This is a genomic window from Polyangium sorediatum, assembly GCF_029946465.1.
GTDB lineage: Bacteria > Myxococcota_A > Polyangia > Polyangiales > Polyangiaceae > Polyangium > Polyangium fumosum.
Window position 1 is genome coordinate 242,363 of the sequence record NZ_JARZHI010000004.1, and the last position, 24,198, is coordinate 266,560.

Annotated in this window: 19 protein-coding genes; 13 read left to right on the forward strand and 6 right to left on the reverse strand. The window is 70.4% G+C overall.

Going from position 1 to position 24,198, the window contains the following annotated elements; genetic code table 11:
* Window positions 1–136: 136 nt before the first annotated feature.
* Genes QHF89_RS07145 through QHF89_RS07155 form a run of 3 tightly spaced genes read left to right on the forward strand, consistent with a single transcriptional unit; the run spans window position 137 to window position 4,114 of the window.
* Window positions 137–1,768, forward strand: coding sequence for a serine/threonine protein kinase (locus QHF89_RS07145; protein ID WP_136965827.1), 1,632 nt, complete (start codon window positions 137–139; stop codon window positions 1,766–1,768).
* Window positions 1,758–2,792, forward strand: a complete 1,035-nt coding sequence (locus QHF89_RS07150; protein WP_136965826.1) for a PEGA domain-containing protein — start codon at window positions 1,758–1,760, stop codon at window positions 2,790–2,792. The genes QHF89_RS07145 and QHF89_RS07150 overlap by 11 nt, the downstream gene beginning before the upstream one ends.
* 2 nt (window positions 2,793–2,794) lie before the next feature.
* Window positions 2,795–4,114 carry a hypothetical protein gene (locus QHF89_RS07155; RefSeq protein ID WP_136965825.1) on the forward strand — a complete coding sequence of 440 codons (1,320 nt, stop codon included), beginning with the start codon at window positions 2,795–2,797 and terminating at the stop codon, window positions 4,112–4,114.
* A gap of 63 nt (window positions 4,115–4,177) precedes the next feature.
* Here QHF89_RS07155 and QHF89_RS07160 read toward each other — a convergent pair whose 3' ends face one another.
* Window positions 4,178–6,841 carry an amidohydrolase family protein gene (locus QHF89_RS07160; protein ID WP_136965824.1) on the reverse strand — a complete coding sequence of 888 codons (2,664 nt, stop codon included), beginning with the start codon at window positions 6,839–6,841 and terminating at the stop codon, window positions 4,178–4,180.
* Between QHF89_RS07160 and QHF89_RS07165 the strand changes: the two genes are divergently transcribed.
* The 4 genes from QHF89_RS07165 (at window position 6,840) to QHF89_RS07180 (ending at window position 8,665) form a co-directional block, all read left to right on the forward strand.
* A complete protein-coding gene (locus QHF89_RS07165) occupies window positions 6,840–7,019 on the forward strand; it encodes a hypothetical protein (RefSeq protein WP_136965823.1) in 180 nt (59 codons plus the stop codon). The two genes, QHF89_RS07160 and QHF89_RS07165, sit on opposite strands and share 2 nt — an antisense overlap.
* A complete protein-coding gene (gene fsa, locus QHF89_RS07170) occupies window positions 7,016–7,663 on the forward strand; it encodes a fructose-6-phosphate aldolase (RefSeq protein WP_136929429.1) in 648 nt (215 codons plus the stop codon). The genes QHF89_RS07165 and fsa overlap by 4 nt, the downstream gene beginning before the upstream one ends.
* 2 nt (window positions 7,664–7,665) lie before the next feature.
* Window positions 7,666–8,214, forward strand: coding sequence for an rRNA maturation RNase YbeY (gene ybeY, locus QHF89_RS07175; RefSeq protein ID WP_284720184.1), 549 nt, complete (start codon window positions 7,666–7,668; stop codon window positions 8,212–8,214).
* Between the two features lie 136 nt (window positions 8,215–8,350).
* Window positions 8,351–8,665, forward strand: a complete 315-nt coding sequence (locus QHF89_RS07180; RefSeq protein WP_136929430.1) for an HU family DNA-binding protein — start codon at window positions 8,351–8,353, stop codon at window positions 8,663–8,665.
* 13 nt (window positions 8,666–8,678) lie between these two features.
* Here QHF89_RS07180 and lnt read toward each other — a convergent pair whose 3' ends face one another.
* Window positions 8,679–10,331, reverse strand: a complete 1,653-nt coding sequence (lnt, locus tag QHF89_RS07185) for an apolipoprotein N-acyltransferase (RefSeq protein ID WP_136965822.1) — start codon at window positions 10,329–10,331, stop codon at window positions 8,679–8,681.
* A gap of 94 nt (window positions 10,332–10,425) precedes the next feature.
* On the reverse strand, window positions 10,426–11,481 hold the full coding sequence (locus tag QHF89_RS07190) for an outer membrane beta-barrel protein (RefSeq protein WP_136965821.1): 1,056 nt from the start codon (window positions 11,479–11,481) through the stop codon (window positions 10,426–10,428).
* A gap of 259 nt (window positions 11,482–11,740) precedes the next feature.
* On the opposite strand from QHF89_RS07190, the gene QHF89_RS07195 reads away from it, so the two are divergent.
* The 3 genes from QHF89_RS07195 to QHF89_RS07205 all read left to right on the forward strand — a co-directional run bounded on the left by QHF89_RS07195 (window position 11,741) and on the right by QHF89_RS07205 (window position 16,012).
* Complete coding sequence (locus tag QHF89_RS07195) at window positions 11,741–13,018, forward strand: class I SAM-dependent rRNA methyltransferase (protein WP_136929433.1); 1,278 nt, start codon at window positions 11,741–11,743, stop codon at window positions 13,016–13,018.
* Window positions 13,019–13,023: 5 nt separating this feature from the next.
* Window positions 13,024–13,854 (forward strand): HAD-IIB family hydrolase, encoded by an 831-nt coding sequence (locus QHF89_RS07200; RefSeq protein ID WP_284720185.1) that lies wholly within the window; start codon window positions 13,024–13,026, stop codon window positions 13,852–13,854.
* A 259-nt stretch (window positions 13,855–14,113) separates the two neighbouring features.
* Window positions 14,114–16,012, forward strand: coding sequence for a serine/threonine-protein kinase (locus tag QHF89_RS07205; RefSeq protein ID WP_136929434.1), 1,899 nt, complete (start codon window positions 14,114–14,116; stop codon window positions 16,010–16,012).
* A gap of 363 nt (window positions 16,013–16,375) precedes the next feature.
* Here QHF89_RS07205 and QHF89_RS07210 read toward each other — a convergent pair whose 3' ends face one another.
* A complete protein-coding gene (locus tag QHF89_RS07210; protein ID WP_136929435.1) occupies window positions 16,376–16,921 on the reverse strand; it encodes a CxxC-x17-CxxC domain-containing protein in 546 nt (181 codons plus the stop codon).
* Between the two features lie 366 nt (window positions 16,922–17,287).
* On the opposite strand from QHF89_RS07210, the gene QHF89_RS07215 reads away from it, so the two are divergent.
* Genes QHF89_RS07215 through QHF89_RS07225 form a run of 3 tightly spaced genes read left to right on the forward strand, consistent with a single transcriptional unit; the run spans window position 17,288 to window position 22,385 of the window.
* On the forward strand, window positions 17,288–18,697 hold the full coding sequence (locus QHF89_RS07215; protein WP_136965820.1) for a KOW domain-containing RNA-binding protein: 1,410 nt from the start codon (window positions 17,288–17,290) through the stop codon (window positions 18,695–18,697).
* A complete protein-coding gene (locus tag QHF89_RS07220) occupies window positions 18,697–20,508 on the forward strand; it encodes an ABC transporter ATP-binding protein (RefSeq protein WP_136965819.1) in 1,812 nt (603 codons plus the stop codon). Before QHF89_RS07215 ends, QHF89_RS07220 begins: the two co-directional genes overlap by 1 nt.
* Window positions 20,505–22,385 (forward strand): ABC transporter ATP-binding protein, encoded by a 1,881-nt coding sequence (locus QHF89_RS07225; RefSeq protein WP_136965818.1) that lies wholly within the window; start codon window positions 20,505–20,507, stop codon window positions 22,383–22,385. The genes QHF89_RS07220 and QHF89_RS07225 overlap by 4 nt, the downstream gene beginning before the upstream one ends.
* Before the next feature lie 319 nt (window positions 22,386–22,704).
* Here the strand turns inward: QHF89_RS07225 and QHF89_RS07230 are convergent, their stop codons facing one another.
* Window positions 22,705–23,196, reverse strand: a complete 492-nt coding sequence (locus QHF89_RS07230; RefSeq protein ID WP_136965817.1) for a hypothetical protein — start codon at window positions 23,194–23,196, stop codon at window positions 22,705–22,707.
* Window positions 23,196–24,179 carry a porphobilinogen synthase gene (hemB, locus tag QHF89_RS07235; RefSeq protein WP_136929443.1) on the reverse strand — a complete coding sequence of 328 codons (984 nt, stop codon included), beginning with the start codon at window positions 24,177–24,179 and terminating at the stop codon, window positions 23,196–23,198. Before hemB ends, QHF89_RS07230 begins: the two co-directional genes overlap by 1 nt.
* Between the last annotated feature and the right edge of the window lie 19 nt (window positions 24,180–24,198).

Consider the following 24,198-nt stretch of genomic DNA (forward strand, 5'->3'; position numbering starts at 1 on the left):
TTCGGTCTATAAGTGTTTGGCATCACGATCATAGGCTTCGCTCGAAATTTGTTGCGACGCAGCAATCGGGTTGGATCTTGCTCTTGTCGTCGGAAAGGAGCCCAAAGGAGGGACGTTTTGCTACCCTCGGGGGGCCATGGCCGGGGATCGAGACGCGGACATCGCCGTCCTCGCGACGGGCGCCCTCTTTCACGGGGCCTACGAGGTCGTGCGCTGCATCAAGGCCGGCGGCATGGGCGCGGTGTACGAGGTCTTGCAGAAGAACACCGAGCGACGCCGCGCGTTGAAGGTGATGCTGCCGAGCCTCGTGAGCGACCCCGAGATGCGCGCCCGCTTCGAGCTCGAAGCCAAGATCGCGGCCGGGATCGAGAGCGAGCACATCGTCGAGACGCTCGACGCCGGCGTGGACGAAGCGACCGGCATGCCGTTCATCGTGATGGAACTCCTCAAGGGCGAGGAGATCGGCGCCCTGCTCAAGGTGCGCAAGCGCCTGCCGCCCGAGGAGGTCGTCACGCTCCTGCACCAGGCCGCGCTCGCGCTCGATCGCACGCACGCCGCCGGCATCATCCACCGCGATTTGAAGCCCGAGAACCTCTTCCTGACGCGCCGGGACGATGGTTCGCCGCGCCTCAAGATCCTCGATTTCGGCGTGGCGAAAATCGTGGCCGACGGAACGGGAAGCTCAAACACGACGAAGAGCGTCGGTTCGCCGCTCTACATGGCTCCCGAGCAAATTGCCGGGGACGCCATCGGGCCCCATGTCGATCGGTACTCGCTCGCCCACATCGCGTTCACGATGCTCGTCGGAAAGCCGTACTGGGCGCGCGAGCGCAAATCCGCCCAGGGGCTTTATCCCTACCTGATGCTGGTGGCGCGCGGCGCGCAGGTGCCGTCGAGCGAGCGCGCGAAGGAGCTCGGGGTGAGCTTGCCCCCCGCATTCGACGGCTGGTTCTCCCGGGCCACTGCGCTCGACACGAGCACGCGGTTCGACGGCTCGGTGGCCATGGTCGCGGCGCTCGCGGAGGCCTTCGACGTCAAACCGCCCGCGGCCTCGACCCCGCCGCCCGGCACGCGCGCGGTGCTGCCCTCGATCGTGCTCGAACCGGCGCGCGAGCTGCCGCTCTCCCAGCCGCCGCCGGCCGACGGCGTGATCACCGCGACCGCGCCGCCCGTCCCCGCGTACGTCGCGGCCATCGAGGCGAGCGGGCCGTCCCCCCTGCCTTCGTCGCTGGAGCCGCCGCCCGAGTCGACCTCGCCCGGCGCGGACCCTTCGGCGCCGGCGCTGACCCGTTCGAGCGGCGAGCCGCTGAGCTCGCCGGCGGAGCCGCGGTCCAGGCGGCGCTCGTCGGTCACGCCCCTCTTCGCGCTCGTGCTGCTCTTTGCGGGTGTGGGCGCGGTCGGCGCCGCGCTCGCGTTCTGGCCCAAAGGCGGGTCGCGCGCAGCTTTGCCCTTGCCCTCGCCCACCATGGCGCCGACGCCGACGCCCGGGCCCACGTCCTCGTCCCCGGCGCCCGCGGCCGTCGTCCCCGCGGCGCTCTCCAGCGCCGAGCCGACCACGATCCCCGAGCCTGTGGCCTCCGCGTCGGCCGCGCCGGCTGGGGAGCCTCTGCCCTCGTCGTCGTCGGCCACGCCCGTCGCATCGGCCGCGTCCTCGGACAAACCCGCCTCTCCGCTCCCCTCGACCAGCGGGTGGAGCCGTGGCAAGCCCGCGGGCACCGGCACGTCGAAGACCCCACCCAAGGGGAAAAATCCGCTCGATGAATATTGAACGTCCGATCTCGGCGACGCGGAAGCACGCGTTCGCCGTCTCCGCGCTTTTGATCGTCTCGGTGTGCCCCGGGCGCGCGCTCGGTGAGGACAACCCTCGGGATCCCGCGGCGGCCGAGGCGCTCTACCTGAGCGGGCGCAAGCTCGTGACCGACGGCAACTGGGCCGAGGGCTGCGCGAAGTTCGAGGCGAGCATGGAGCTGAACCCCGCGGCGAGCACGCTGATCAACATCGCGAAATGCCGCGAGCACGAGGGCAAGCTGACGCAGGCGCTCGTCGACTACCGCCGCGCGGTGCAGCTCAACCAGGACACGCTCGGCGAGGAGCGCAAGAAGCAGCTCGAACAGGTGGCGAAGGACGGGATCGCGGAGATCGAGCCGCGCCTCGCGCACGTGGAGCTCGTGGTGAACGCGCGGCCCGAGGGGCTCGAGGTCGTGCGCGACGGCATCCGCCTGCCACTTGCGGCGCTCGGCGAGACGATCCCGCTCGATCCGGGCAAACACATGTTCGAGGCGAGTGCGCCGGGATTCGAGACGATCGAAAGAAACATCGAGCTCGCGGAAGGCCAGAAGGCGAGGGTGGAGCTCGCGCTCGTGCCCGCCGTCGCGGTCGCGAAAACACCGGCCTCGCCGCCCACGGACAAACCCAAGCCGCCCCCGGCCTCGGGCGGCGTGCCGGCCTGGGCGTTCGTCGCGGGCGGGCTCGGGCTCGCGGCGGTCGGCGCCGGCGTGTACTTCCGCTTCGATCAGATGGCGGCCGAGGAGAGGATCCAGGCGAACTGCCCAGGTACGCCGCCCATTTGTGATCCCACGAAACCGTACCGGCCCGACGATGACAACACGCGCAAGGACCGGAGCTTTTACCTCTTCGTGGGCCTGACGGCGGTCGGCGCGGTGGGCATCGGCGCGGCGGTGGTCGGCATCGCGCGCGGGCTCTCGCAGAAGAAGCCGCAAGCGCAGAGCCTGCACGTCGTGCCGTACGTCGGGCGCGGCGACGGCGGGCTCGTGCTCCAGGGAGCTTTCTGACGATGGCGAAGGGGCACTCGCAAGGGCTCACGCTCGCGCTGCTCGGCGTCGCGCTCTCCGGTTGTCCGATCGACGACGCGCAGGTCGGCGAGGCAGGATCGTCGAGCAGCAGCAGCGGCGGCATGACGACGTCGTCGAGCTCGGGCAGCGGCGGCGCAGGCGGGATCGGCGGAGGCGGCACGGGCGGCGTCGGCGGCGGGAGCGGCGGCGCCGGTGGCGGGAGCGGCGGCATGGGCGGCGGTTGTCCCGTGGAACCCGGCTTGCCCGGGAGCTGCGACGTGGCCGGTTGCCCCGCGTGCCCGATGCTCGTGATGTTCGCGACCGGTACGCAGGGCGGCGTCACGAAGCGGTTCCAGTCGAAGGACGGCTGGACGATGGAGACGGCCGTGAGCGAGAAGAGCGCCGATCCGCCGGCGTTCGTGATCCTCCCCGGCCAGAAGGCCGGCGTCGCGCTCCTGCACAGCAGCGAAGGCGTGACGAAGGATCGGATCCGCGCGTCGACGTGGACCGAGGCGGGTGGCTTCGGGCTCGTGACGAACGTGGGGGCGAACGTGACTACGCGGGCCACGCCCGGGATCGCGGCGTCGAGCGCCGCGGCGCACATCGTCTACCAGGACGTGACCAACAACCGCTACTGGTACGCGGCGTACACGCCCGCAAGCGGGTTCGCCCCGACGAACGAAGAGGTGAAGGTCGGAGTCGACACGTACAGCCTGGGAGATGCGGCCGCGGCGATCACCGTGCTCGGGATGGATCCCGTGATCACGAACGACGGGTGGGGCGACCCGAACCTCTACACGCAGCGCCGCGCGGCCGGCGTGTGGGAAGCGGCAACCCAGCACCTCGCGGCGTTCGACGTCGACGACACCACGCCCGCGATCGCGGCGCTCACGTCGGCGCAAGGTCCCGAGCTCGTCCTCGTCTTCACGCGCGCGAACGACAAGCAGCTCGTGTTCCTCACGCGCGAGGGCGGGACGTGGAGCACGACGCCGGTCGAGATCACGGGCGCGAAGTCCACGGATCTCGCGCTGCTCGCGTTGCCCTCGGGCGGGGCGCTGCTCGCCTACCGCGAGGTCGCCACGGGGAACCTGCATTGGGCGCGCTTCGACGGCGTGGCCTTCTCGGCCGTGGAAAACCTCGCGTTGAAGGCGATGGGAAGGCCCGCGCTCGCGCTCGGCGCGGGGGACGCGGAGGCCGAGCTCGTCTACGTGGACACGACCGGCAAGGCGCACCATGCGCGCCTGCAGAACGGCGCGTTCACGACGCCCATGGTCGTCGGCGGGGCGAACCTCGTCGGCGTGGCGATCGCGACGAACCTTTGAGCTGAAACGAGAGGGGAAGGGGAGGGGGACGCGGCGTGCGTCCCCCTCGCGGGGGCGGACCGTTCAGGGGACGAACGGATCGCAGTCGACGAACACGACGTCGCTCTTGCTGCGCGGCATGAGCTTGAAGTGGTTGAACGAGTAGCCGTGGACGCCGGTGATCGAGGTGAACTTCGATCCCACCGCGCACGTGTTGTTCAGGCCCATGTTCAGCGCCGCGTCGGTGATCTGGTCGTCGATGCGCAGGTTGCCGGTGACCGTGAACTCGTCGTAGTCGCCGGCCGGTCCGTCCGAGTTTACGACCGTGATCGCCACGTTCACCACGCGCACGAGCATCGACTCGTAGCCCTCGGCGAACATGCCGTTCGTCGCGATGGTGGCGGGATCCGCGACGTCGATCGGGCCAAAGGGCAGCGTCGTGCTCGCTTCGTCGACGGTCACGATCGGCGTCGTGATCTCGCCGAGGCCGAAGTACTCCTCGTACTCGCCCGTGATGCTGACGCGGTTGCCGACCTGGACCTGCGGCGCCGTGCTGCCCGTGAAGACGAAGATGCCGCTGAAGGGCTTCAGCGACGCATCCTGTACGTAGAAGCCGCGGCTGTTGCCCGTGTTCGGGCGGAGGGCCGTGACGAAGACGTCCTTGATCGTGACGGCCGAGCCCGCGGCTGGGTGCTCGGGGTGCGCCGGGTTGCGGATCACCTCGATGAGCATGGGCTTGGGCGGGCAGAGCGGCGTGCCGAAGTTCGGCTCGGCGCACGGATCACACACGTCGCCGTGCCCGTCCGCGTCCGCGTCGGCCTGGTCGCTGTTCGCCGCTTCGGGGCAGTTGTCGCTGCCGTTCGGCACGCCGTCGGCGTCGATGTCGTTCGCGTCGAGCGACGTGCAGCCGTCGTTCGCGTCGAAGGGGCACGCGTCGCAGACGTCGCCGATCTTGTCGCCGTCGATGTCGGCCTGCGCGCCCTGATCGAGCGGCCGGATCGGGTTGAAGACCTTGGGGCAGTTGTCGACGTCGTTCGCGATGCCGTCGCCGTCGTCGTCCTCGGCCGTGATGCCGTTCGCGTACTCGGTGCGCCAGGGGACGCAGCTCGGCTCGATGTTGGGCGTCACGTCGTTGCAGAAGAAGAGCGGGTAGAACGCCTCGCCGGCCGTGCGGATCTGGTTCAGCGTGATGCCGTTCAGGTCCTTCGCGACGCACGCGCGCTTGTCCCTCCCGCAGACGGGCAAGGGCTCGCAGTTCGAGCCCCCGAAGGCCGGATCGATCACGAGCTTGTCGTCGCCGTAGAGCGCCTTGCCGCCGCGCAGGACGAGCACGACGTCCTCGACCCCGGCGCCGATCACGGCGCGGTGATCCTTGCGATCCTTGCCGTCGAAGATCGTGATGTCGGCGGCGTAGCCGGGCTTCAGCATGCCGACGATGTCCCCCGCGCCCGCGGCGAGCGCGGCGTTCGTGGTGACCATGCGCCAGAGCTCCAGGTCGGAGAAATGGCCGTCGTAGTGGAGCGTGTTGAGCTCGTCCGCGCAGCGCAGCTCGCGAAGCAGGTTCATCGAGCCCGAGGCCACCCAGTCGGTGCCGAGCGCGATCGGCACGCCGAGCGTGTCGAGCAGCGTGACGCTCGCGGTGTTGCCGTAGAGATCGATGTTCGAGCGCGGCGACCAGACGACCGTGCTGAAGTCCTTGCGCATCTCGGCGAAGTCGTCGGCGTTGAAGCCGATCGCGTGCACGATGGCCGTCTGCGGCTGGACGATGTCGTTCGCGCCCGAGATCTGGCAAGTGATCTCATTGTGCGCGGCCTTGTCGATGCCCTCGCTGACGTGCGGCACATACGCTTCGAGGTCGGCGATGGCCGTGGCGGCCGTGGGCGAGGGGTAGTTGCAGCCCGACTCGAGCATGAGGCCGCCGCTGTCGCCGAGCGGGAACGTGTCGGAGTCCGCGGGCGGGATCGGCAGGCCCTCCATCCGGCCCTGCACGTCGAGGTTGCGGAGCAGGCCGGCCTGGCCGCCCGCGCCGAGCGTCGACGTCGCGCCGCTCATCACGAAGCGCAGCTCCGCGAACCGCACCACGTCGCCGCTCGCGCCGCCGTTCACCGAGATCTTCGGCAGCCCCGGCGCGCCCTTCCGCCACTGATGGCGGTGCGTGTAGCGGACGCCGTCGTGCGTCTTCGGCGGGTTGTTCGCGAAGCCGATGTGATCGTGCGCGTTGATGAGCCCCGGCGAGATGACGCCGTCCGCGCACTCGATGATCGTGGGATCGGCCGCGGCGGGCGAGGCGCTGCAATCGCAGTCGACGCAGGCGATGCTGCCCGTCGTGTCGAGCGCGAGCTCGCCGCGGTGGAACGTCTGATCGGGCGCGAGCACGGTGCCGCGGAAGATCGTGCCCGAGGTCCCCTGCTTCACGACCGCACACGTGCCCTGAGGCGGCGGCGTGAGCGGAGCGCCCGGACACTCGATCACGACGCCGCTCGGCGCGCCGCCGCTGCCTCCAGCGCCGCCCTGACCGCCTTGCCCTCCAGCGCCGCCCTGACCGCCCTCGCCCGCGACGCCGCCCTGTCCCCCTTGTCCGCCGACGCCGCCTTGCCCGCCGGCCCCGCCTGGGCCCGCGCTGCTGCTGCTCGTCGTGGTCATGCTGGTGCCCCCTTCGGCACACCCGGCCGCGATCGCGGCGAGTGGGAGCGTCAGGGCCATCGTGCAAAGAAAGAGCGAGGGACGGGTGAAGCGCGGCGGTCTCATGCTCGCATCTTACGCGAAGATGAGCGGCTCGGCTGCTCGTCCGCGCGTCCTGACGAACGGCGTCACGCGTTCGTCACGCCTGATCGACGCAGCCGTCGTGGGCGGCGCGGTGACCCTCGCTCCACTATCGACGCGCCGCGCCGCGCGCGCTAAGCACCTCGCCGGAGAGCGTGCATGAAGATCTTCATCGACTCGGGTGACATCGCGGAGATCAAAGAGGCGCAGGCGATGGGCGTCGTCGACGGCGTGACGACCAACCCCTCGCTCCTCGCGAAGGGGGGCAAGCCCACGAAGGTGGCCATCGCGGAGATCTGCGAGGTGGTCGACGGCCCCATTTCGGCCGAGGTCGTCGGCGTCGAGGCCCAGGAGATCCTGCGCGAAGGCCGGGAGCTCGCGCGGATTCACAAGAACGTCGTGGTCAAGGTCCCGCTCATCGACGAGGGCCTGAAGGCGGTCCGTGTCTTCACAGCCGAGGGGATCAAGACGAACGTGACGCTCTGCTTCTCCGCGTCGCAGGCGCTGCTCGCGGCGAAGGCGGGCGCGACGTACATCTCGCCGTTCGTCGGTCGGATCGACGACATCTCGGGCGACGGCATGGACCTCATCCAGCAGATCGTGCAGATCTACCGGAACTACGAGTTCAAGACCGAGGTCCTCACCGCGAGCGTGCGCCACCCGGTGCACTTCGTGCAGGCGGCGATGATCGGCGCGCACGTGGCGACGCTGCCGCTCAAGGTGATCAAGCAGCTCCTCAAGCACCCGCTCACCGACCTCGGCCTCGCGCAGTTCCTCGCGGACGCGAAGAAGATCCCGCAGTCGTAGCCGTGGCGACGAAGAAGAAGGGCAAACCCGCCCCGCCCGTGCCTGCGCCGAACGTGGTGGAGGTCGCGACGCGGGGCGGGCCGTTCGAAGGCGCCTCGCCCGTGGTGCTCCGTCGCCGCGCCGGCAAGATGCTCGATCACCTCGGCCTCATGGCGGTCGAGCTCAGCATCGCGCTCGTGGACGACGGGACGATCCACGAGCTGAATCGTTCGTACCGGCACAAGGACAAACCCACGGACGTCCTTTCTTTTCCGCTGCACGAGCGTCCCCCCGGGTGGAAGCCGAAGGGAGCGAAGGGCGCGGAGATCGGCGCGGGATGGCCCCACGAAGGGCCTCTCGGGGACGTGATCCTCTCGATCGACACGGCGCGGCGGCAGGCCGCGGATCAAGGTCGTCCGCTGCTCGCGGAGCTCACGATGCTCCTCGCGCACGGCCTCTTGCACCTCGTCGGGTACGACCACCGGACGGCGGCCGAGGATCGCGAGATGACGGCGCGGACACGGGAGCTCGAAGCGGTGGCGAGCGCGCGGACCACCGGCACCCCCCGGTGACGTTCCCGAGATTTTGCCTTGCGAGGCCACTCTTCGCCTGTTAAACGGTCGCCCGCTCGCGTCCAGGACGTGCTCGGACAGAGCCATTTCATGGGGTCGTCACCGATATCGGGCGGCGATCCAAGAGGAGGGCAGGATGCCTCTTAGCAAGCTGACGAAAGCCCAGATCACGGCCGCTCTCGCCGAGAGCACCAGCCTCGACAAGAAGGCCGTGGGTAGCGTCCTCGACGCGCTCTCGGCGCTCGTGGCCAAGCAACTCGGATCGGATGGTCCGGGCGAAATCACGATCCCGGGGCTCGTCAAGCTCAAGGCGAAGGCGACGCCCGCCACCGCCGATCGTCAGGGTGTCAATCCGTTCACGAAGGAGCCCATGACCATCAAGGGCAAGCCCGCGAGCCGCAAGGTCCGCGCGACGCCGGTCAAGGGTCTCAAGGATCAGGTGGGCGCGTAACCGAATCTTCGGTTTACGTTTCCGTTTCGCCGGAGCCGGCGCGAGCTTCATCGCTCGCGCCGGTTTCGTTTTTCGAACGCGCCTCACGACGAGATCGCCAGGCGAACGCGGCGATCGCGGCCACGAAGACAAAGCCGAGCGGCTTGTCCCCGAGAAGGCCATAGACCGTGAGGGATCCGTCGCGCAGCGTGGGCGTCGCGACGAGCGTGGAGGGCGACATGGAGGCGTCCCGCGCGACGACGACGCCACGCGCGTCGATCCACGAGAGCACGCCGAGGTTCACGGCGCGCACGAGATCCAAGCGATGCTCAATCGCGCGCATGGCCGCGAGCCGCGCGTGGAGCTCGGGCTCCGCGGTCCCCACGAACCACGCGTCGTTCGTGACGTTGACGAGCAAGTTCGGCTGGAGCGCGCGCGTGATCCGCAAGCCGACACCGGCGAGCGTGTCCTCGTAGCAGTTGAGCACGCCCATGCGCACGGGGCCGTCCGCGTGGGGAAGCACGAGCGCCGTCGGCTCGGTGCCCGGCACGAGGCCGCCGCTCGCCTGGAAGATGCGGCGCAACCATGGGATGTAGCCGCCGAGCGGGACGGTCTCGCCAAACCAGAGCAACTCGAGCTTGTCGTACGAGGGCTGGAGCGAGCCATCGGGCAGGACGAGGGTCGCGGAGTTGCGGCTGTTCGTCTCCACGACGCCGGGGCTCGTGGCCGTCGGCTTCTCCAGCATGATGAGCCCGAACAGGATCGGTCCGCGCGCGCCGTCCCCGTGCACCGCGCGTGGCCCGCGCGGCGCCTGCGTCGTGCCGTGCATGAGCGGGTAGGGGTAGGCTGCCTCGGGCCAGACCGTGAGGTCCACGCCGCCCGCCTCGGCGTCCTCCGTGAGGCGCCGCAAATCGCGCAGGATCCCCGCGTGGTTTTTCGGGTCCCAGCGCTCCGTCGGACCAACGGCCTGATTGAGGAGCGCGACGCGGATCGTGCGCGCCACCGAGGGCTGCGTCGTGAGAAAGCGGATGCGGAGCGCGCCATGGATCACGAGCAGCGCGGGGATGGCTGCGGCGATCACGAGCGGGACCGTGGTCTTCGCGCTGAAGCGCGCCTTCATGGAGGTCGCGTCCTCCGCGAACATCGCTCGGAGCGCACGCGCGAGGAACGCAGCGGAGACGGCGAAGATCACGGACACGCCACGCTCCCCGACGAGGTCCGCGAGCTGCACGAGCGCAGGCCATGGACTCACGAGGCCGGCCGGCGTCCACGCGAAGACCGAGGGGAGCGAGACCGCGACGAACACGCCGAGGGCAAACGCGAGGACGAACGGCGCGCGCGCGCGGCGATGGACGAGGTGCGTCGCGGCCGCGCCGATCGCCCAGATGAGCGATTGCCCGGCGGCGAGGAGGACGAGCGCGAGGTACGAATTTGCCGAGCCGAGCGGCGTGAAGCGCTGCACCACGCTCGGCACGAAGCGGAGGCCCACGATGCCCGCGGCCGTCGCCCACGCCGCGCCGCGGCCGAACGCGCGCCACGCCGTCGGCGCGTCTTCGAGGGACCACGCGAGCAGCGCGAGGCCGAGGAACACGGCGGGATAGAGGTCGGTCGGGGGCGAGGTGAGGGCGAAGAGGATTCCCCCGGCGATGGCCAGGAGGAGGGCCTTGTGGCGCCGCAGTCGTTGCATGGTGGGGAAGCGGCCCGGCGGCAGAGAGGGCCGGGCCGCGTGCGGAAGATCTAGCAGCGGCGAGGGGCGCGCGCCGGGAGACCCGGCGCGGGCATCACCACCAGAACGTCAGGCCGCCGCGGAAGAGGCCGCCGCCGGAGGTGTTCGTCGTGCGCCCCGTGTTCGTATCGATGAACTCGGCCGGGCCCGTCTCGGCGTTGTCGTCCGTCCGGTGGCGGACGAACGCGAGCGCGTCGATGTTGAGCGCGAGCCTGCGCGAGACGCGGAACTCGAGGCCGATGCCGCCCTGCCCGCCGAAGTAGCTGTACTCGGCGGAGAAGTTGTTGCCGTCGCGGGTCGGCGACAAACGCGGATCCGCGTCCTCCGATTGCACCGTCGCGCTCGACCAGTGCACGCCGCCGGTCAGGTAAAACTGCGCGCGGCTGCGCGGGTTCACGTAGAGAATGCCGTTCAACGAGAACGGGGTCTCGACGCGATCGAAGCCGTTGTAGTCCGTCCCGCCGAGGATGTCGAACGAGCCCTCGATGGCAAACGCGGGCACGGGGCGATAACGCAGGCCGAGCCCGAAGCCACCCATCCCGGCGTCGGGATGAGCGCTCTGCTCGCCGTTGTCGCGACGATCACTGCTGCCGATCGAGAGGCCCTGCAGGCGCAGGTTGAGACCCCACTCGGGCTGCCAGCGGCGCTTCGCGGGCGCCACGAACGGCGTGCGCAGGCGCGCGGGCGCGGCCATCACGCGGACCGGCGGCGGAGGCGCGGGCGGCGGCGTGACGCGGACCGCCGGGTGGTGCCGACGAACCACGTGCGTCCGGGCACCCGGCGCGACGATGATGATCTGCGTTTGCGCCGGCTGCTGCTGCACGACCTGCGGCTGCTGCGGCGCGGGTTGATAAATGACGACCGGTGGTTGGGAACGACGAACCTGGGGCGCGGTCCGCGCGGGCGGCGGCGGAAGCGCCTCGTCCTCTTCTTCGACCACCTCGACGGCGGGCGGCGGAGGCGGGAGCGTGTCGGCTTCGGGCGGGGGCTGCGCGGGAGCTTGTGCCTCATCCGCGCAGAACCACGAGCCCGGCGGGCAGTCCGCCAACGCGACAGCGGGTTGGCTCAGAGCAGCGGCAGCCACGATCAAAGCAGGGGTCAAGCGGCGCATGGGACGACTCCTCGTTTGTGCTTGCAGCCTAGCAACCGGAGTGCCATCGGCCAGCACGCTTCGGTAGACGGTTTCCGCGAGATCTCGGTGCACTCGCGTGCATCGTCCGCCACGGCGGGCTGTGATGAAAGGTTCACACGGTGGCCAAGCGCCTGCCTACAGAAAACAATACCCCAGTCAGCCGCCCATCGGTATGCCTTCCGAGGGGGGCTTTGGCATTCGTTCTTCCGACCGGACACGCCCCGGGAGCGGGACGCCCATGAACGCGCGCGCGAGATCCGCCCATGCCCCCGACCCGAGTCCTGCGCGCCCCGAGGGGCGTAGGCCAGGGTCCCCCATCCCCGTCGTCACCCTCAAGCCGGGCCACGTGAGGCCCGTCTGGACCGGACACCCCTGGGTCTTCGCGCAGGCCATCGCCCGCATCGAAGGCGGCGCCCTCCCCGGCGACGAGGTCAAGGTCATCGACCCCCACGGCGCGACCCTGGGCCACGGCCTCTACACCCCCCGGTCGGCCATCCCCGTCCGCATCTACACCCGCGACGACGCGCCCGTCGACGGCGCGCTCTTCCGCCGCCGCATCGAACGCGCGATCCAGCACCGGCGTGATCTCGGCCTGCCGAACCACGCCGCGGGCCACGAGACCACGGCCTACCGGCTGATCCACGCCGAGGGCGACGGGCTGCCGGGGCTCGTCGTTGATGTCCTCGGGGACGTGGCCGTGGTGCAGATCGGCACGATCGGCGTGAAGCGGCGCGAGGGGATCGTGTTCGACGCGCTGTCCGAGCTGCTCTCGCCGCGCGCGATCGTCGACCGCACCTCGGTCGAGCTCGCGAAGAAGGAAGGCTTCGAGGCGGCCGCGGGGGTGGTCCGCGGCGATACGAGCGTCGACCGGTTCTCGTTCGTAGAGCGCGGGCTCCTGTACGAGATCCCGCTCGCGCTCGGGCAGAAGACGGGGTTTTATCTGGATCAGCGCACGCTCCGGGCGCGGGTCGAGCAGCTCGCGCATGGGCGGCGCGTGCTCGACGCGTTCTCCTTTGTGGGAACGTTCGCGATGGCCGCGGCGCGCGGGGGCGCGAAGGAGGTCGTCGCGGTCGACGAGAGCGCGCTCGCGATCGAGGTCGGCGCGGAGTGCGCGCGCAAGAACGGGCTGCTCGGGCGGATCCACTTCCAGCGCGACGACGCGCGCCAGGCGCTCTCGCGGGCCTCGGCCGAGGGCGGCTTCGACATCGTGCTCTGCGATCCGCCGAAGCTCTCCCCGACGCGCGGCGCGAAGGAAGGCGCGCTCGGCGTGTACAAGGCGCTCGCCTCGGCGGGCTGCCGGGCCACGAAGGCGGGCGGGATCCTCGTGCTCAGCTCGTGCTCGAGCGCCGTCTCGATCGACGACCTGACGCGCGCGCTCGCCCTCGGCGCGCGGGAGGCGCGCATGCACGCGGTCATCTTCGATCGGCACTTCCAGGGCGCGGATCATCCGGTGAGCGCGGCGTTCCCCGAGGGCCTCTATCTGAAGAGCGTGATCGCGCGGCTCGAGGTGCTGTGACCGGCGTGTCCCCCTCGGCTGCGCCGCGCGCGCTCGCCGCCATGCGCCCGGAGGAGGCGCGTGGCCTCTCCGGGCTCGTGTTCGATCTGGACGACACGCTGCTCGAGCACGGCGAGCTCACGGAGGTCGCGTATACGTCGCTCTTCCGGCTGCGGGAGGCGGGGCTCCGGCTCGTGGCGTGTACGGGGCGGCCCGCCGGCTGGGCCGAGGTGCTCGTGCGGCAGTGGCCGCTCGACGCAGCGATCGCCGAGAACGGCGCCGTGGCCTTCGTCAAGGAGCGGCGCCCGTTTGGCGCGCCCCGCTTGCGCCTCGTGTTCCCGGCGGATCTCGCGGCGGCGGGGGCGAGGCGCGCGGAGCTTCGGGCCCTCGCCGAGGAGCTCGTCCGGCGTTTTCCGACCGTGGCGCTCGCGGACGACAACAGCGCCCGCTTCACGGACGTGACCCTCGACATCGGCGAGCACTGCCGCGCGCCGGCCGAGGACGTCGCGGCCATGCGCGCGGAGGCCTCGCGGCGCAACGTCCACACGCTCGCGTCGAGCGTGCACCTGCACCTCTCCTTTGATCCGGCTGACAAGGCCACGGGTACGCTCCGCCTCCTCGAAGCGGCGTTCGGGGAGGACCCGACCCGCGCGCGGCTGACCTACGCGTTCGTGGGCGACAGCGGCAACGACGCGGCGGCCTTCGCGGCCTTCACGACGACGATCGGCGTGGCGAACGTGCGCGCGTACTTGCCCATGTTGCCCGTTCCGCCGAAGTATGTGACCCAAGCTGCCATGGGCCGAGGTTTCGCGGAGCTCGCGACAACCCTCGTGGATCTCCGCGTTCCTGCCGGTTGAAGGCGGGACGGCAACGCATCAATGTGAAGTTTGTCACGCGATCCGCGGGATGGAACGTGGGATGGACCAGCAACGGCGCACAGGGAGGAGGCGGCGGAACGAAGAGACCCCCACTCTCTCCGAGATTCGCTATCTTGGCACCATCCGAAGTGGCTCTTCGCCCTGGGAGACGGGTATCGTAGCGGCTCTCCCTCGTGGCGGGGCCTTGGGCCGAACCCCGAGGCGAGTCCCCCTGGATCCGAGCATGTCCACCGGCTGAATGGCTTCTCGAACTCCCGCCCCCGGCGCGATCGTCGACAACAAGTACCGCCTTGCAGAGCGCATCGGCGGTGGCGGGATGGGCCACGTCTTTCGTGCGGAGAACGTGCTCGCCGGCCGCGCGGTCGCGATCAAGTTCCTCCACCCCGAGCTGTCGGAGAACACCGAGCTCGCGCAGCGCTTCTTTCAGGAGGCCCAGGCGGTCAACCGCATCCGCCACCCGAACATCGTCGACGTGATCGACGCGGGCGTGGGCGAGATGGGCCCCTACATCGTGATGGAGCACCTCGAAGGCGAGGGCGTGGGCTCCGCGCTGCAGCGCCTCGGGCGCTTCGATGTCGACGCCTCGGTCGCGACGTGCATCCCCGTCCTCGAGGCCCTCGACGCCGCCCACCGCGTCGGCATCATCCATCGTGATCTGAAGCCCGAGAACGTCTTCGTCGCGTTCGACGTGTCGCGAGGTCAAGCCGTCGTAAGGCTTCTGGATTTCGGTATCGCGAAAGTGCTCGACTCGAGCGGGCCTTCGCCGCGCACGCGCACCGGCGTGGTCTTCGGGACGCCCGACTATCTCTCGCCCGAGCAGGCCACGGGCGACGCGCCGATCGACGGCCGAAGTGATCTCTTCGCCGTGGGTGTGCTGCTCTACGAGCTGCTCACCGGCACGCGTCCCTTCCGCGCGCCGACGGCCGTGGCGACGGCATTCCGCGTGGTGCACGCCGAAGCGCCCACGCTCGCCGCGGCAGGCGTGCACGTCGATCCGCGGCTCGAAGCCGTGGTCGCGAAGCTCCTGCAGAAGGATCCGATGAAGCGCTACGCCACCGCGGGCGAGGTGGCGCGCGAGCTCGATCGGTTCTCGTCGGATCCGACGAAGCGCTCGACGGCGCTCGGCCGGATCATCAACCTGCATCGACGCGTCGCGCACGCGAGCGTGTCGCAATCCCAAGGCGCGCCTCCGCCCCCGCCGCCGGCCACGATTCTGCCGGAGCCGGATCGCATGAACACGCCGCTCCGCGAGCCGCCCCCCGTGCCCGCGCCGATCCGGCCCAGCGTGCGGACGAGCTTCACGGATTCCGGCGCCTCGTCGATGCCGTACGCGCCGACGCGTGTCGTGCCGAGCATGGGGAGCCCAGGCCGTACGAGTGATCCCGGGCCTCCGCCGCGCGGCGACTACATCGCCTCGCCACGCAACGTCGAGCCGCTCGTGCCTCCGGCGATGCCGAAGCCCCTCGGCGTGGCGCGGAGCACGGCCTCCTCGGCGAGCTCCGCGAACACATCGGCGACCTCTTCGAACGCAGGTCCGCCGTCGCGGTACGTCCAGCCGCGCGCAGCGTCGCGGTTCCCGGGGATGTACCAGGTGCGCGGCGCCGTGCTGCGCGCCGTGGACAAGGCCCTCACCGAGGACGCAGGGCCGCGCGTGCGCGAGCAGGTCGTGGCGCAGCTCCCGCAGCGCTACGCGGAAGATTTCCTCAACGACTCGATCAACGCGCTCGTCGCGTACGACCTCGAAGCGCTCGACGCGTACATGGAGATCGCGACCGCGATCTCGCTGCACGAGCCTTCCCGATGGCGCGCGCTCGGCCGTCTCGCGATCGGCGGCGAGCTCCACAACACGGTGCGCAGCGTGCTCCGACCCGCGCCGGATCTTCAGATCGCGATCCGCCGCGGCATCTCGATCTGGTCGCGGCTCTTCAGCTTCGGCGCATGGAAGGTAGGCGCGAGCCAGAGCGGCAAGGTCGTCCTGCAAATCGCAGAGTTCGAGCCAGCCTCGCTCGCGTTGCGTCTCTGGGTCGTGGGCATGGTCGAGGAGACCGCGCGCCGCGCCGCGAGCTTCGACGTGCGCGTAGCGATCACCGCAGGCGAGGTCGGGTTCACGCCCGAGCTGACCTGCGAGATCGTCTAGCAGAGGCGTTGCGCTGGGGCTTTGCCCCAGGCCCCACCAGGGGTTGTCCACCCCTGGACCCGGACCAGCGCAAGCGCTGGACTCGGGGTCGATGAACTGCGCGATGCGCAGTTCATCGAACAGCCGCCGTCAAGACCACCAAAGATCTTGCCGACCAAGACCGCAGCCCTGACGGCTTGACGGGCAACGCCCCGTCGCCGGCTCGAGACGCACCTCCGCGGTCTTGCCACCGGCCCGTTGGAAGAACTGCGCATCGCGCAGTTCTTCCATTCCCGGTCCAGGCCGTGCCTGGTCCGGGTCGAGGGGCGGACAGCCCCCGCGGGGTCCGGGGCCGCGCCCCGGCTCCGCGCCTTTGCAAGAGAATCAGGACGGCTTTTCCGCCTGGAAACAAGCCCGGCAGTACACCTTCTGGCCTTCGGCTGGCTTGAAGGGAACCGTGGCGGCGACACCGCAGGCTGCGCACGTGATTGGGAAACCACGACCGCGCGGGCCACGCGGGCTGGAGGAGGCGCGCGGGCTCTGCGTGCGATCTTGGGTGCCGTCTCGCGGGGCTTGGCCTCGGGGAGAGAAGCCGCCGCGGGGAGCGGGCGAAGCGGGACGGCCGTAGGATGGGTACAGGGCGAAGTGGGGATCGGGCATCGGGCTCCGGTATTCGTTCACGTCGCCCGTGTATCGGCCGGGGCGCGCGGGGGGATCGTGCCTTCGGCCTTCGCGCCCGCGTGGAGCGCTGCGGGCTGGGCCCTCGCTGCGGCTCGTGCTCTTCGATCGCTTCTCGCGCCAGCAGGGCTTGCACAGCGTTGGCGGGGACGAAAGCCCTCGCTCGGCGCGCGCGGCCGCGTCGTCGGCGGAAAAGAGGAACGACGAGCCGCAGCTCGCGCAGTTGATCTGCTCGTCTCGATGCTGCTCCATGGACACTCCGGAAACTCTTCGCAAAGGGCGCGGGTGCTCGGACCCGCGTGCCCGCGTGGTGTGCTCGGCACGCCCCTGATTTCACGGCAAAAACGCCCGCCCTTTGTGGGACGAGCGCTCGGAGATCGTGGAGAGCAAGGTGACATGGAGCCCCTCGGGGTCAAGGCGCTCGTTCCTCGCTTCCACGGGCCGTCCGTGGTCCGCCTCGGCTGTGCGCGACGCGTGAAGACGCGAGGGGATATCACCGCGTTTTGGCCAGTGCTACAAGGGGAGCCACGACGCCATTCCGCCTTCGCTACGCACCGCGCGTGACGCTTGTTCGCGTGCACCTCGTGACGTTGTGAAGAGCGCCCTTCGAGCAGAGTGATGACCCACGCCCCCTTGCATCTGACGGACAGCGACTTCGACGCCTATGCCCCGGAGAAGTCGACGTCGAACGCCTACTCGCGCCCGCGCCTCGAAGTGAAGCAGCGCGCGCTTGCCTGGGCGCGCGGCGTGATCACGCGCCTCGCGGAGCTCGGGATCACGGTCGACGTGCACGGCTCGGACGAACATCCGACCCTGCGCAACAAGAAACGCGTCGAGTGCCAGTGGGTCTTCTTCTGGCGCGACGCTGCGGCGCGCGAGGAGCTCGAGCGCCTGCTCGACGCGGGACGATCGATCTCGGCTGCGATCGATGATCCGAGCCCGTACGGTCGGCATGCGTTCCTCGCGCTCCGGATCGCCTCGCACGGCGTCGAGGTTTGCTTCGCCGTGCATCCTGAGGCGAAGGTCGACATCGACAACCTTCGCGCGCGCCTCGCGGCGAAGGATGCGGGGGAGGGGGCCGGACCGACGGCGCTCGCCGCCGAGCTCACGGCCGCGCTGCGCGCGCTCCCCGAGCAGTTCGCGGTGGGCGTCGGCGCGGATCGCGTGGCTGCAAGCGCGGCGACGCCGGAGGCGATCGAGGCGATGCTGGAGCGCGCGGCCGAGGGGCAGGTGCCGCTCTGGATTGGATGGGCCGTGCCGCGCGAGGTCGCGCTGGAGCATGCGGAGATCCTCGACGAGCAGCTCGAGGATGCGCTCCTCGCGCTCGCGCCGATCTACACGCTCGTCGCTTGGTCGCGGCAGAACGATCACATCGCGCTCGATCGGCGCCTCGAAGGCATCGAGCGCGAGCGGGCCCGGACGCACGCGGAGGCTTCGGCGCAGACCGAGAAGTGGCAAGCCGAGCAAGCCGCTGCGCGGGAGCGATCCCTCGCCGAGGCGAAGGCGCGTGGCGAGGCCGAGGGGCCGCGCGTGTCTTCGCTCCCGTTCGGGTTTGGCGCGCGTGCGGGGCATGGCGCGCCGCGCAAGCCCTCGCTCGACACGTTGTTCAAGCCGAGCCAGAAGGCCGAGGGCGATCGCGATCGGCGCGGCGGAAAGCCGCAAGAAGCGAAGGCTCCTCAAGCACCGGCTGCGCCGCGTGAGCGCGAGCAGACGCCCGCGCCGCCTCGCGTGGCGCCCACGCCTGCGGCCTCGGCGCCTGCGCCCGTGGCTTCGAGCAACACGAGCGCGTCGGCGCCGACCACGATGGAAAAGGGCGCGCGCGTGCGTGTCTTGAGCGGCGCGTTCGTGGACAAGATCGGCATCGTCGGCGAGCTCGACGGACGCGGCGGCGCGCGTGTGCTGCTCGGCCTCTTGTCGACGCGGATCGAGGTGACGGATCTCGCGCTCGTCCCCGAGGGGCGCGAGCGACCGGCGATCCAGAGCTCCCACCGGCGGCCCACGGCCCCGATGCCCCGCAAAGCGCGCTGATGCAAAAGGCCGCACCCTCCGAGTTCCCCACAGGGCTCGGCGCTCAGTTCCGCCGCAACATCTGGCTCTATCTGAGCGGCGCGGTCCTCCTCGCGGCGCAGCAGCTCCTCATGGTGAAGCGTGACTTCCTCGTGAGGGACGCCGTCGACGCGGCCGAGCAGCTCCGCTCGAGCGACGCGGCGCAGGATGCGCTGCTCATGCTGGGCGTGGTCGTCATGGCCGCGGTCGTGCGTGTCCTCTCGCGCTGGACGATGTTCACGGGCGGCAGGAACGTCGAGTACGAGCTGCGCGCGGCCCTGCTCGCGCGGCTGCACAAGCTCGGCCCCGCGTTCTTCCGGCGCATGCCCACGGGCGAGATCATGAGCCGCTCGACGAGCGACCTCCAGCAGGTCCGCCTCCTCCTCGGCTTCGGCATCCTCAACGTGGTCAACTCGCTCCTCGCGCTCGCGAGTGCGCTCTACGTCATGGTGCGCGTGAGCGGGAAGCTCACGCTCGCGGCGCTCGTGACGTTCCCCGTGCTCATGCTGACCACGCGCACCTTCTCGGGGAAGATGTTCCAGCGCATGCGCGAGAACCAGGAGGCGCTCGGCAAGATGAGCGACCGCGTCCTCGCGAGCCTCGCGGGGGTCCGCGTGGTGCGGAGCTTCGCGCTCGAAGAGGCGGAGATCGCCACGTTCGAGCGAGCGAACCGGGACTACGTCGAGAAGAACCTCGTGCTCGCGCGCATCCGCGGATCGATGCAGCCCATCATGGGCGCGATCCTCGCGGCGGGGACGCTCATCGTCTTCTGGTACGGCGGCTCGCTCGTGCTCCAGGGGGACATCACGAAGGGCGCGTTCATCTCGTTCTGGACCGCGCTCGGCCGCCTCATCTGGCCGATGCTCGCGCTCGGCTTCGTGACTGCGATCGTGGCCCGCGGCCGGGCGAGTTACGTGCGCCTCAAGGCGATCTTCGACGCCGTGCCCGAGGTCGTGAGCGGCGCGCTCCCCGCGCCCGAGGCCGTCTCTGGCGCGCTGCGCGTCGAGGGCCTCGCGTTTGCCCACGGGGAGCGGAAGGTCCTCGACGACGTCCGGTTCGACATCCCCGCGGGCGGATCCCTCGCGATCCTGGGGCGCACGGGATCGGGCAAGAGCACGCTCGCCACGCTCCTGCCGCGGCTCTTGCCGACGCCGCGCGGAACGGTCTTCCTCGACGGCAAGGACATCTGCGAGCTGCCGCTCGAGGTCGTGCGCGAGAGCATCGGCTACGCGCAGCAGGACGCGTTCCTCTTCTCGACGACCGTCGCGCAGAACATCGGCTACTCGCTCGAAGAGCAGGACTCGCCGGAGGCGATGGAGAAGATCCGTGCGGCCGCGACCGAGGCGGGCGTGCTCCAGGAGATCGAGTCCTTGCCGGACGGCTTCGACACGGTCGTCGGTGAGCGCGGCGTGCAGCTCTCGGGCGGCCAGCGGCAGCGCGTCGCGCTCGCACGCGCGCTTCTGCGCGAGCCCAAGGTCCTCGTCCTCGACGACCCGATGTCCGCGGTCGACGCGAAGACCGAGGCCGCGATCCTCGGCGCCATCGAGCGCCAAGCTGCGCGCCGCACGCTCGTCCTGATCACCCACCGCGTCGCCGCGGCGAAGCGCTGTGATCGCATCATCGTGCTCGAACACGGGCGCGTCGTGGAGGAAGGCTCGCACGAGGAGCTCGTGGCGGCCGGCGGCCTCTACGCGTCGTTCGCCGAGGAGCAGGAGATCGAGGAGAAGCTCGCTGCGTTCGGCGCCGAAGACCTGCCTTCCTCGATGCCCTCGCCGGAGGCCGTGCCCGCATGACGACCTTGTCTGTGGATCCCAAGGCGAACGGCGCGAAGGCGGCGGCGCCCGGCAAGACCCGGGCCGAGACGGCGCTCGCGCGCTTCCACGAGGAGGACCGCCTCGGCGAGGGCCTCGACGCGAACATCCTCGCGGGGCTCTGGCCGTTCATGCGGCCGCACGCGAAGTGGCTCGTCCTCTCGCTCGTGCTGCTCCTCCTCGGCTCGGGCCTCGCCGTGCTCCAGCCGTGGCTGATGGGGCGCACGTTCGACGCGTTCGAGCATCCCGACGCGGCGCGGACGCTCATGCAGATGGGCGCCCTCATCCTCGTCTTGAAGCTCGTCGAGCAGTCGATCGCGTTCCCGCAGGTCTACCTCATGCAGCTCGCGGGCGCGCGCGCGTCGGGGGACCTGCGCGCGCACGTCTTCCGCTTCCTGCACACGCGCAAGCTCGGCTTCTTCGATCGCACGCCCGTCGGTCGGCTCGTCACGCGTGTCACGAACGACGTCGACGCGATCAACGAGATGTTCGCCTCGGGCACGTTGAACGCGATCGGCGATCTCGTGCGCCTCGTCCTCATCATCGTGGTCATGTTGCGCCGCGACTGGCAGCTCGCGCTGATCACGTTCGTCGCGGTCCCGCCGGTCGCGCTCGGCGTCATGTGGACGCGGCGCCGGATCCGCGACGCGTTCCGCGAGATCCGCGTCAAGACGGCGCGCATGAACGCGTACTTGAACGAGCAGATCTCGGGCATGGCCGTGGTGCAGGCCTACGCGCGTGAGGAGCAGAGCGCGCTCGAGTTCGACGACATCAACGAGGCGTACCGGCAGGCGAACAACCGCTCGATCGTCTTCGATGCGGCGCTCGACGCGGCGATCGAGCTCGTGCAGAGCCTCTGCATCGCGGCCGTGCTCTGGTACGCGGGCGTCCGTTCGCTCTCGGATCGTGTCTCGTTCGGCACGCTCGTCACGTTCGTCGCGTACATCGAGATGTTCTTCATCCCGATCCGCGACCTCTCGGCGCGCATGACGCAGCTCCAGTCGGCGCTGGCCGGCGCGGAGCGCATCTTCCAGCTCCTCGACAACAAGGACGAGGACGCGCCGGTGCCCGCGGCTGCCGCCGAGGGGCAGGCCGAGAAGAAGGACGACACGATCGCGTTCGAGCTTGATCACGTCGACTTCGAGTACAAGCCCGGCGTGCCCATCCTCCGCGACGTCTCGATCCACGCGGGCAAAGGCGAGAAGATCGCGCTCGTCGGCGCGACGGGCGCGGGCAAGACGACGGTCGCGTCGCTGCTCCTGCGCCTCTACGAAGCGAAGCAGGGCTCGGTGCGTGTCTTCGGCCGCGACGTGCGGAACGCGCCGCGCGACGAGCTTCGCAAGAGTTTTGCGGTGGTGCCCCAGGAGGTCTTCCTCTTCCCCGGCACGATCGCGAGCAACATCGCGGCCGGCGACGTCGAGGTCGACCGGGCGCGTGTCGTCCGCGCGCTGGAGCGGATCGGCGCGCTCGATCTCTTCGAGCGTCGCGAGGGCGGGCTCGAAGCCAAGGTCGAGGAGCGCGGATCGAACTTCTCGGCGGGCGAGCGCCAGCTCATCGCGTTCGCGCGCGCGCTCTACCGCGACCCGCCGATCCTCGTGCTCGACGAGGCGACGGCGAACATCGACAGCGACACCGAGGCGCGCCTGCAGAAGGCCGTATGGGCTGCGATGCAGGGGCGCACCGCGCTCATCATCGCGCACCGGCTTTCCACGATCCGCGCGGTCGATCGCATCGTCGTCTTCCACAAGGGACGCGTCGTCGAGCAGGGCAGCCACGAGACGCTGCTCGCGCAGGGCGGGGCGTACGCGCGCCTCTACCAGCTCCAGTTCAGCCGGACCGAGGCGCACGCCGCGGAGTAGGCGTTCCGCGAGGGCGGGGAGTCGTTCCGCGAGGGCGGGGAGTCGTTCCGCGAGGGCGGGATGTCGTTCCGCGAAGGCGGGATGTCGTTCCGCGAAGGCGGGATGTCGTTCCGCGAGGGCGGGGAGTCGCTCCGCGAGGGCGGGGAGTCGTTCCGCGAAGGCGGGATGTCGTTCCGCGAGGGCGGGGAGTCGTTCCGCGAGGGCGGGGAGTCGTTCCGCGAGGGCGGGGAGTCGTTCCGCGAGGGCGGGGAGTCGTTCTGCGAGGGCGGGATGTCGTTCCGCGAGGGCGGGTCGTCGTTCCGCGAGGGCGGGTCGTCCCTCACATCCCCGCATCCTCGACCGGGCAACTCCCATGCGGCATCGCGTCCGGATCCGCCGGCGGGTTCGGCTCTCCGTCGCCGGTCCCCGCCACCACGAGCAGCCAGTAGTCCACGCAGCTCCCGTTCACGATCACGAGCTTGTTCGTGTCGACCGTGCGCAGCTCCGCCTGGTTGCCCGCCGCGGGCGCGATGGTGCTCTCGCCCGTCCCGCACTTCTTGAACGACAGCCAGATGTCCACGAACCGCGGCACTTCGCCGAGCCCGTGTTCGAGCTCGTACCGCATCCCCGCGGGGAACCAGAGCAGCTCCCCGTTCCACGGCGCGCTCATGTAGACGCCGTGCTCCACCGTGCCCTCCGTGTACCGGACGGGCGTGTTGGTCTCGGTGGAGCGGTCGCAGTTCGGGCCGATCGAGTTGATCGCGTTGCAGCCGCTCGAGCCCACGAGCGCGAGCGCGGCCGCGACGATCCCCCAGCGTGTCGCGCGGCCCATCAGCCCAACCAGCGCGCCGCGTCCACGGCGTGGTAGGTCAGGATGAAGTCCGCCCCCGCGCGCCGGATCGACGTCAGGAGCTCCAGCACCGCGCGCTTCTCGTCGATCATCCCCGCGGCCGACGCGGCTTTGATCATCGCGTACTCGCCGCTCACGTTGTACGCGCCGAGCGGCAGCGGCGACGCTGCGCGCACCTTCGCGATCACGTCGAGGTAGGGCAGGGCGGGCTTCACCATCAGGAGATCCGCGCCTTCCTCCTCGTCGAGCCGCGCCTCGCGCAGCGCCTCGCGCGTGTTCGCCGGATCCATCTGGTAGCCCGCGCGATCGCCGAACTTCGGCGCGCAGTCCGCGGCCTCGCGGAAGGGCCCGTAGAAGCTCGACGCGTACTTCACCGCGTACGACAGGATCGCCGTGCCCTCGTGCCCCTCGCCGTCGAGCGCGCGGCGGATCGCGCCCACGCGCCCGTCCATCATGTCGCTCGGCGCCACGATGTCCGCGCCCGCCGCCGCATGCACGACCGCCGCCTTCGCCAGGACCTCCAGCGTCGCGTCGTTGTCGACCTCGAGCTCGCCGCGCGGGCCCGGCTTCAGGATCCCGCAATGCCCATGCTCGGTGTACTCGTCGACGCAGACGTCCGTGATCACCAGGAGGTCCGGCGCGGCGTCTTTCAGGGCCGCGACCGCGCGCGGCACCGGGCCGTTCGGATCGTAGGCGGACGAGCCGCTCGCGTCCTTGGTCCGGGGCAAGCCGAACAGGATGACCCCGCCGAGCCCGAGGGCGCGCGCTTGCCGCGCCTGCTCGGCGGCCGCGGCGACCGGGAGCTGGAAGACGCCCGGCATCGTCGAGATGGGGCGGGGTTCGTCCAGCACCTCGTGGAAGAAGAGGGGCAGGATGAAGTCCGAGGGGGCGAGGGAGGTCTCGCGGACCAGGCTCCGGATCGCGGGCGAGCGGCGGAGCCTGCGGGGTCGTTCGGTCGGGAACACGCGAGGGACTCTAGCAGCG